Source organism: Saccharopolyspora sp. 6M (assembly GCF_020176775.1).
Lineage (GTDB): Bacteria > Actinomycetota > Actinomycetes > Mycobacteriales > Pseudonocardiaceae > Saccharopolyspora_C > Saccharopolyspora_C gregorii.
The window spans coordinates 1-6442 of record NZ_JAIUJZ010000292.1; the positions used below are offsets into that span (position 1 = coordinate 1).

Below are 6442 nucleotides of genomic sequence, written 5' to 3' on the forward strand. Positions count from 1 at the left end.
GGCGGGGCCGGGTGCCGGTGGGAGCATGGCCCGGTGCGGGACGTCGTTCGCGGGTCGGGCCGGGTGGAGGCCGCGTTGCGCCACGCGCTGGTCGAGCTCGGTGCCGAATCCGACGTCGACCGGATCACCGTCGCCGCGCTGGCGCGTCGCGCCCGGATCGGGCGCACCACGTTCTACCGGCACCACGCGGACATCGGCGCCTACGTGGCGTCGCTGCGCGAGCGGGTGCTCGACGAGCTGTGCGCCGCGTTCCGCTCGGCGCAGCGGGAGGCGGGCCGGGACGCCGGGCTGTACCCGGTCCTCACGCTGCGGGTCGCGGGGATCCTCGCGGTCGTCGAGGAACACGCGGAGCTGCTACCGCTGCTGTGCCGCGGCGCCGCGGGCACCGGGTTCCGGCGCCGCTGCCGCCGGTCGCTGCGCGGCCTGCTCGCCGACGACTTCGCGGTGCTGGGGGCGCGGGTCGACGCCGCGTACTGCCCGCCGGAGTACCTGCTCGCGTTCCTGTCGCACGCGTTCGTCGGCACCGTCGCCACCTGGTTGCGGAACGGGCGGCCGGAACCGGTCGAGGAGATGACGTTCTACCTGACCGCGTTGATGAGCGGCAGCACCGCGGAGTTCCTGGAGCCGCGGAGCTGACCGGACCACGGCGGTTCCGGGTCAGGAGTGCCGGGCGCCGAGGATGGTGGTCATGGCGGCCTCCGCGGACTTCGCCCGCACCTCGGCCTGGTCGTAGCCCTGCAGGGACAGCACGCCGTCCAGGTAGAAGGTGGCGTAGCCGTGCGCCTGGGTCAGCAGCTGCTCCATCAGCAGCAGGGCCCGCTGCGCCGACGGGGCCGCCGCGAAGCACAGCGTCAAGTATTCGTCGATGAGCTCGCGGGCGGCCCGGCGCAGCTCCGGGAACCGGTCCCCGCTCAGCTCTGCCGCGAACACCACGTGCAGCCCGGCCCGGTGCCGGATCGAGTACCCGGTGTAGGCGGCGGCCGCTTCCGCCAGCCGCCGGTCCGGGTCCTCGTGCGCCGCCGTCGCGGCGACGACCTCCGCGCGCAGCTCGCCGGCCACGGCGAGCGCGACCTCGGCCTGCAGCGCGGCGCGGTCCGGGAAGTGCCGGTAGGGGGCGGCGGAGCTCACCCCGCAGCGGCGGGCGACCTCGGCGACCGAGAACGCGCCGCGTTCCGCGAGGAGTTCGCGAGCGGCGTCGACCAGGGCGGCCCGCAATTCGCCGTGGTGGTAGGCGCGCGGCATAAGGCAGCTCACAACGATGTCGGTTGCGTGCAATGTAAGTAGCCTCTTACTTTAGGGGAACGCATGCGCATACCGCAATGCGGATGATCACCGAACCCTGGAACAGGAGGCCTCAGTGGCTCCCACACCCGCCATGGCCGCGCCGAGTGCCGGTGCACCCCTGGAACGCACCGTGATCGACCGCCGCGACCTGCGCCCGGACGACGTCCTCATCGACATCGCCTACGCGGGCATCTGCCACAGCGACCTGCACCAGGCCGCCGAGGAGTGGGGCAGCGCGATCTTCCCGATGGTTCCCGGGCACGAGATCGCGGGCACCGTCGCCGCCGTCGGCTCCGCCGTCACCGCGCACCGGGTCGGCGACCGCGTCGGCGTCGGCTGCATGGTCGACTCCTGCGGCGAGTGCGAACCCTGCCGCGCGGGCACCGAGCAGTTCTGCGTGCGCGGCAACGTGCAGACCTACAACGGCGTCGGCTTCGACGGCGAGAACACCTACGGCGGCTACAGCAAGCAGGTCGTGGTCAAGGACTCCTTCGTCTGCCGGATCCCCGAGGGCATCGGGCTCGACGTCGCGGCTCCGCTGCTGTGCGCCGGCATCACCACCTACTCGCCGCTGAACCAGTGGCACGCCGGTCCCGGCAAGAAGGTCGCCGTCGTCGGCCTCGGCGGGCTCGGGCACATGGGCGTCAAGATCGCGGCCGCGATGGGCGCCGAGGTGACGGTGCTCAGCCAGAGCCTCAAGAAGAAGGAGGACGGGCTGCGGCTCGGCGCGTCCGACTACCACGCCACCTCGGACGAGGCGACCTTCGACGTCCTCAAGGGACGGTTCGACCTCATCCTCAACACCGTCTCCGCCGAGATCCCGGTCGACGCCTACCTGTCGCTGCTGCGCCCGGGTGGCGCGATGGTCAACGTCGGCGCGCCCGGAACCCCGCTGTCCTACAACGCCTTCTCGCTGATCGCGGGGAACAAGTCGCTGGCCGGATCGATGATCGGCGGCATCCCGGAGACCCAGGAGATGCTGGACTTCTGCGCCGAGCACGGCATCGGTGCCGAGGTCGAGGTCATCGCCGCGGACCAGGTGAACGAGGCGTACGAGCGGGTCCGGGCCAGCGATGTCCGATACCGCTTCGTCATCGACACCGCGACGCTCTGACTGGGTCTGTCTCCTCACTCGTTTTGCTCGGGGGACGGGTGGCGGAACCTCAGCTGCCTTCTCGCTGCGGGATCGTTTTCACAGGTGGCTCCGCCACATGGGAAAACGCTGTCCTCGCGAGAAGGCAGCTGAGAACCCGCGGGTGGTCCGGTTGCGTGCTGGGTCTCCGCTCAGCGGCTTCGCCGCTGACAGGCGAAGGACACGTTTCGCCGGGCAGGTTCCGGGCGCGTTGCGCGGCCCCCGCTCCCGCTGCCGGGAGTGGGGGCCGCGTCACGTTGAGTGATCCCCCGGGCATGGGCCGTGCTCGGCGGGCGCTAAGTTGATCACCGTCCGAAATGGAGTCAGCCCGGCGGGAGTACCACCATGAGCGTGCGCGAGCGCGTCGAGAACGTCGTCGAAGCGCCCCGGTTCCACGCGTTCATCATCGGCGTGATCGTGGTCAACGCGATCACGCTCGGCCTGGAGACGGTGCCGCACCTGCTGGACCGCTACGGAGCACCGCTGCACGCCATCGATCGCACCGCGATGGCCATCTTCGTCGTCGAGCTCCTCGCCCGGCTCTACGTGCACCGCGCCCGGTTCTTCCGCGACCCGTGGAACTGCTTCGACCTGGTGATCGTCGGGGTGGCGCTGGCACCGGCGACCGGGCCGTTCGACGTGCTGCGGGCGCTGCGCGTGCTGCGGGCGCTGCGGCTGATCTCGGTGGTGCCGACGATGCGCCGCGTGGTGTCCGCGCTGCTGGCGGCGCTGCCCGGCATGGCCTCGATCGCCGCGCTGCTCGCGCTGATCCTCTACGTCTCCTCGGTGCTGGCCACCACGCTGTACCGCGACGTCGCCCCCGAGTACTTCGGCGACCTGGGCTCCTCGCTGTTCACCCTGTTCCAGGTGATGACCGGGGAGGCCTGGTCCGACGTGGCCCGCGAAGTGATGGCCGCGCGGCCCATCGCGTGGATCTTCTTCGTCGCCTACATCGCCGTCACCACGTTCACCGTGCTCAACCTGTTCATCGCGGTCGCCGTCAGCGCGATGGAGACCCAGGTGGGCCAGGAGGACCGGCAGCGTGCCGCGGACGAGAGCGCCACCACGGCCGCGCTGCTCGCGGAGGTCCAGGCGCTGCGCGGCGAGATCCGCGAACTCCGCGACGAGTCCGCGAAGGTCTGACCGCCGCCCGCCCGGGGTGGACGGCCCGCTCGCCCGGTTCGCCGGGTCGAAGGGGCCGCCCACCTCGCGGGCGGGCCGGTGCTCAGAGGGTGGTCGCCAGGCGGTTCGCGAGCAGCGAGGTGAACTTCGCCGGATCGCGGAGCTCACCGCCCTCGGCGAGCAGCGCCATCCCGTACAGCAGCTGCGCCGTCTCGGCCAGGTCGGCCCGCTCGCCGTCCGCGGTGTGCGCGGAGCGCAGCCCGGTCACCAGCGGGTGCGACGGGTTGATCTCCAGGATCCGCTTCACCCGCGGCACCTGCTGGCCCATCGCCCGGTACATCTTCTCCAGCGTGGGCGTCATGTCGTGGTTGTCGCCGACGATGCACGCCGGGGAGCTGCTGAGCCGCGAGGACAGCCGCACCTCCTTCACATCGTCGGACAGCGCCTCGCCCAGCCAGGACAGGACCCCGGCGAACTCCTCCTGCTGCTGGGAGTCCTCCTCGGTCTTCTCGTCGAGGTCGACCTCGCCCTTGGTGATGGACTGGAAGCGCTTGCCGTCGAACTCCGGCACCGACTCGACCCACATCTCGTCGATCGGGTCGCTCAGCAGCAGCACCTCGACGCCCTTGTCCCGGAACGCCTCGATGTGCGGCGAGTTCTCGATCTTGGTGCGGGAGTTGCCGGTGATGTAGTAGATGACGTCCTGGTCCGCCGGCATCCGCTCCACGTACTGGCGCAGCGTCGTCCGGTCGCTCTCGTGGTGCGTCGACTCGAACGAGGAGATGTCCAGCACCAGCTCCGCGTTGTCCGGGTCGCCGACGATGCCCTCCTTGACGGCCTGCCCGAAGTTGTCCCAGAACGTGGTGTAGCGCTCGGCGTCGTTCGCCTGGATCTCCTGCACCGTGGTGAGGACCTTCTTCACCAGGCGGCGGCGCACCATCTGGATCCGGCGGTCCTGCTGCAGGATCTCGCGGGAGACGTTCAGCGACAGGTCCTGCGCGTCCACGACGCCCTTGACGAACCGCAGGTACTCCGGCATCAGCTCTTCGCAGTCGTCCATGATGAACACGCGCTTGACGTAGAGCTGGGTGCCGCGCTTCTGGTCCCGGGAGAACAGGTCGAACGGCGCGGTCGACGGGATGAACAGCAGCGCCTGGTACTCGAAGGTGCCCTCGGCCCGCAGGTGGATCGTCTCCAGCGGGTCGTTCCAGTCGTGGCTGATGTGCTTGTAGAACTCGTCGTACTCGGCCTGCTCGACCTCGCCCTTGGGGCGGGCCCACAGCGCCTTCATCGAGTTCACCGTCTCCACCTCGGTGGTGGATTCCCCTTCGGCGCCGGGCTTGTCCACCTCCATCCGGATCGGCCACGCGATGAAGTCCGAGTGCTTCTTGATGATCCGCGTCAGGGTCCCGGTGTCGGCGTAGTCGAGCAGCCGGTCCTCCTGGTCCTCCGCCTTGAGGTGCAGCGTGACCGCGGTGCCCTGCGGGGCCTCGTCGACGGTCTCGATGGTGTAGGTGCCCTCACCGCTGGACTCCCAGCGCGTCGCGCTGTCCTCGCCCGCCTTGCGGGTCAGCAGCACGACCTTGTCGGCGACCATGAAGCTGGAGTAGAAGCCGAGGCCGAACTGGCCGATCAGCTCCTGCGCGGCGGCGCCGTCGGAGGTGTCCTTGAGCTCCTGCAGCAGTTCCGCGGTGCCCGACTTCGCGATGGTGCCGATCAGGTCGCGCACCTCGTCCTTGGACATCCCGATGCCGTTGTCGCGGATCGTCAGGGTCCGCTGCTCGCGGTCCGGCTCCACCGAGATGTGCAGGTCCTCGGTGTCGACCTGCAGGTCCTTGTCCTGGTAGGAGGCCAGCCGCAGCTTGTCCAGCGCGTCGGAGGCGTTGGAGATGAGCTCCCGCAGGAACGTGTCCTTGTTCGAGTAGATGGCGTGCACCATCAGCTGCAGCAGTTTCTGCGCCTCGGCCTGGAATTCGGCCGTTTCCACCTGCGTGCTCACGTGAGTTCCTTCCTGGCCGCGTGTCGCGTCCGGCCGTCGAACGAGTGGTACGGGGGTCCGGCCTGCGCGGCCGGTTCGCTGGTCGTGAGGTTACCGGGCCGGTGATCGCGCCGTGCACGTGTTCGCCCTCGTCCCGGCGGGTGCGGGGCGGTCCGGCATGCTGTTGCCCATGTCCGGATCCGCGAACCCGCAGCGGCGCGCGTTGCGCTCCGACGCCCAGCGCAACCACCGGCGGATTCTGGCGGCCGCGCGGGCGGAGCTCGCCGAGCGCGGCCCGGCGATCCGGCTGGAGGACGTGGCCCGGCGCGCCGAGGTGGGGCTCGCCACGCTGTACCGCCGGTTCGCGGGCCGGCGGGAGCTGGTGGCGGCCGTGTTCGACCAGTACTTCACCGAGGAGGTCGAACCGCTGCTCGCCGAGGCCGCGGCCGAACCCGACGCGTGGCTCGGCCTGCGCCGGGGCCTGGAGGAGAGCCTGGAAACGGTGGTGCGCAACGGGGCGCTGCTGAACGCGGTGCACGAAACCGGCGTGACGATGTCCGACGTGCTGCCGAGGTTCCTGGCGACGATGGGGGAGGTGCTGCGGCGCGCTCAGCGCGACGGGCGCGTGCGCGCGGAACTGGGGGAGCGCGACCTCACCGCCGTGGTGGTGATGGTGCTGGCGACCGCGACGACCGGGGTGGCGGAGCGCGCCACCGGCGAATCGTGCGGCTGGCGGCGCTACCTGGCGCTGCTGCTCGACGGCAGCCGGCCGGGAGGAGCGGAACTGCCGTGCCCGCCCGGGGAAGCGCCGTCCGCGGACGCCGGCTGCTGATCCCGCCCCGCCGGCCCGGGCCGGGCGGGGGGGGGGGGGGGGGGGGGGGGGGGGGGGGGGGGGTTTTTTGGGGGGGGGGGGGGGGGGTGGGGGG

Annotated in this window: 6 protein-coding genes; 4 read left to right on the forward strand and 2 right to left on the reverse strand. The window is 71.0% G+C overall.

The genetic code is table 11. The features are described 5' to 3' along the window. Positions 1-33 precede the first annotated feature (33 nt). Positions 34-636: a TetR-like C-terminal domain-containing protein gene (locus tag LCD31_RS27745; protein WP_224962964.1), complete on the forward strand. Its 603-nt coding sequence runs from the start codon at positions 34-36 to the stop codon at positions 634-636. Between the two features lie 21 nt (positions 637-657). On the opposite strand, the gene LCD31_RS27750 is transcribed toward LCD31_RS27745, so the two are convergent. Beyond that, positions 658-1242 carry a TetR/AcrR family transcriptional regulator gene (locus LCD31_RS27750; protein ID WP_224962966.1) on the reverse strand — a complete coding sequence of 195 codons (585 nt, stop codon included), beginning with the start codon at positions 1240-1242 and terminating at the stop codon, positions 658-660. 133 nt (positions 1243-1375) lie between these two features. On the opposite strand from LCD31_RS27750, the gene LCD31_RS27755 reads away from it, so the two are divergent. Then, positions 1376-2398 (forward strand): NAD(P)-dependent alcohol dehydrogenase, encoded by a 1023-nt coding sequence (locus LCD31_RS27755; protein ID WP_224962989.1) that lies wholly within the window; start codon positions 1376-1378, stop codon positions 2396-2398. Positions 2399-2761: 363 nt separating this feature from the next. Continuing rightward, entirely contained in the window at positions 2762-3559 is a 798-nt protein-coding gene (locus tag LCD31_RS27760) for an ion transporter (protein WP_224962968.1), read from the forward strand. Positions 3560-3641: 82 nt separating this feature from the next. On the opposite strand, the gene htpG is transcribed toward LCD31_RS27760, so the two are convergent. Next, entirely contained in the window at positions 3642-5537 is a 1896-nt protein-coding gene (gene htpG / locus LCD31_RS27765; protein WP_224962985.1) for a molecular chaperone HtpG, read from the reverse strand. 169 nt (positions 5538-5706) lie between these two features. Here htpG and LCD31_RS27770 point away from each other — a divergent pair, with 169 nt between their 5' ends. Beyond that, positions 5707-6348, forward strand: coding sequence for a TetR/AcrR family transcriptional regulator (locus LCD31_RS27770; protein WP_224962987.1), 642 nt, complete (start codon positions 5707-5709; stop codon positions 6346-6348). Positions 6349-6442: the final 94 nt, after the last annotated feature.